This window comes from Saccharopolyspora sp. NPDC050389 (assembly GCF_040655595.1).
GTDB lineage: Bacteria > Actinomycetota > Actinomycetes > Mycobacteriales > Pseudonocardiaceae > Saccharopolyspora.
This window is the reverse complement of sequence record NZ_JBFAKG010000217.1, coordinates 1-1,778: the sequence shown is the minus strand read 5'-3', so window position 1 is coordinate 1,778 and position 1,778 is coordinate 1. Positions and strand designations below refer to the sequence as shown.

Here is a 1,778-nt window from a genome sequence, read left to right as displayed (position 1 = left end):
ACGCCCCGACGCACTCATCTCCCTGGCACTGCTCGCCCTGGGCGGCTACCGCCCCGAACTACCCGACCGCACCCACACATGACTCACAAGAGCCAGTTTTCTGGGGTGTTCGGCACGCTCAACCCTCGGAGCGTGCAGTTGACCGGCGGCCGGGGTGGGTGAGGTTGACGGGCGGGAGATGTCAGTTCGGCAGGTGGTCCTCAGCGCCGCCGGTGCCGCCCAAGGGCATGGTTTCATCTATGCTGTGGAGAGGCGGGTTCAAATCCCCAGGCGCTCATCGCGTTGGCGATGCTCGCCCTCGGCGGTCACCGCCCCGCCTTACCGGCTACCGGGCCGTCATGACTCACCGGATACGACAGGAGAGCCGACAATTTGGAAACGCCCAGCCCAGATCACCGTTTGGGCGACCGTCGACAAGGTGCTGGCTCGGCTCCTGCCGGCGACAACCCGGATGCGACCAACAAGCCACGTCCCTCCCGGAGGCGTTCACGCAATCGACGCGGTGAGGGTGCCCTCCTGCGTGGCGAGCTGCTGGAAGCGGCGCATCGGGTTCTGGAGCGTGACGGGCATCGGGCGCTTTCTCTTCGCGCGGTAGCAAGGGAGGCCTCGGTAACTACCCCGGCGATCTACCCACATTTCGAAGATCGCCAAGCTCTAGTCAGCCAGTTGGTAGTTGACATCTGGAAAGAGCTCGGTGCGACGATGAGCGTCGCGGAGGAACGAGCGGAGGCCGAAGGTCCGTTGGCCCAGCTCGAGGCCCAACTGGCCGCATATGTGGAGTTCGCGTACTCCAGCCCGACGCGCTACGAGCTTTTGTTCTTGACGTCGGCTGACGTTGAACGCATTCGCGGAATGGGACTTGAATCCACCACCGAACCGGTCTATGAGGCGCTTGAGCGAGCGGTGCTTCGATGCAAGGAGCACGGCTACCAGTTTCCGGTCTCATTCGTGGACGCCGGGGGGGCGGAGGCGAACACGGTGCTCTTCTTCGTTGTCGCGCACGGGCGAGTAGCGCTCGCGACGGCCGCGCTGCACGACACGTTCAGCCTGCCACAGGCCATTCACGCATTCGTGCGTACCGTCGTTCGTTCTCTGGTCCATCCACCGGCCGATTGAAGTTTCAACCGCCGCAGTATGACGGCCGTACTTCTTGATCTTTGGCGTGGCCGCGGGCCACAGCCTAAACCCCTGCTCGGTGCCGGGCGCACCTCGACGAGCTCATGTCGCGGATCGTGGGCCGGTTTCGCGGGGCGCGCCGCGTCGACGCGGCGCGACTTGCTGCTCGGGTTGCTGTCGGACCTGTCGTCAGTTGGATCGAGAACTCCCAGGTCTCGGTGTATCTGTCCTACGCCACCGACCGAGGGCGCGCGCTGATCGACCGGGGCCCTGTGTCTGTCGAGAGCATGGGGCGAAGATGCCGGAGCGTTAGTTTTCGGCTGTTTACTTACACGTGTTTAGTAGTTATGGTGGTTGCGCTTGGCGGGGAGACTGAGACTCGGGCGACGGGAGAACGCGTGAGGTGGAAGGTCGCGACCCTTAGCGCGGCAGCGATCACCGCATTGTTGGCGACCGGAGCAGTCGCGTCGGCGGCTGAGCAGGACGACCCGTGTCCGGTGCTCGCGTCGGCGCATGGAGTGCAAGTGGTGGTGGTCAGTGGCAGCGACAATCTGTTGTTGCAGGCGCCGACGGGTGCGGCGATGACGACTCGCGCAGAGCTGTGTGGATTACGGTCTCGCGGATTCGTCGGGGTTCGCCGGCTATCCGTACCCGGGGGAGAC

At 64.6% G+C, this 1,778-nt stretch carries 1 protein-coding gene; it reads left to right on the top strand.

The genetic code is table 11. From position 1 onward, the window contains the following. The first annotated feature begins 372 nt into the window (after positions 1-372). Positions 373-1,116: a TetR/AcrR family transcriptional regulator gene (locus tag AB0I53_RS49520; protein WP_358618185.1), complete on the top strand. Its 744-nt coding sequence runs from the start codon at positions 373-375 to the stop codon at positions 1,114-1,116. The last annotated feature ends 662 nt before the right edge of the window (positions 1,117-1,778 follow it).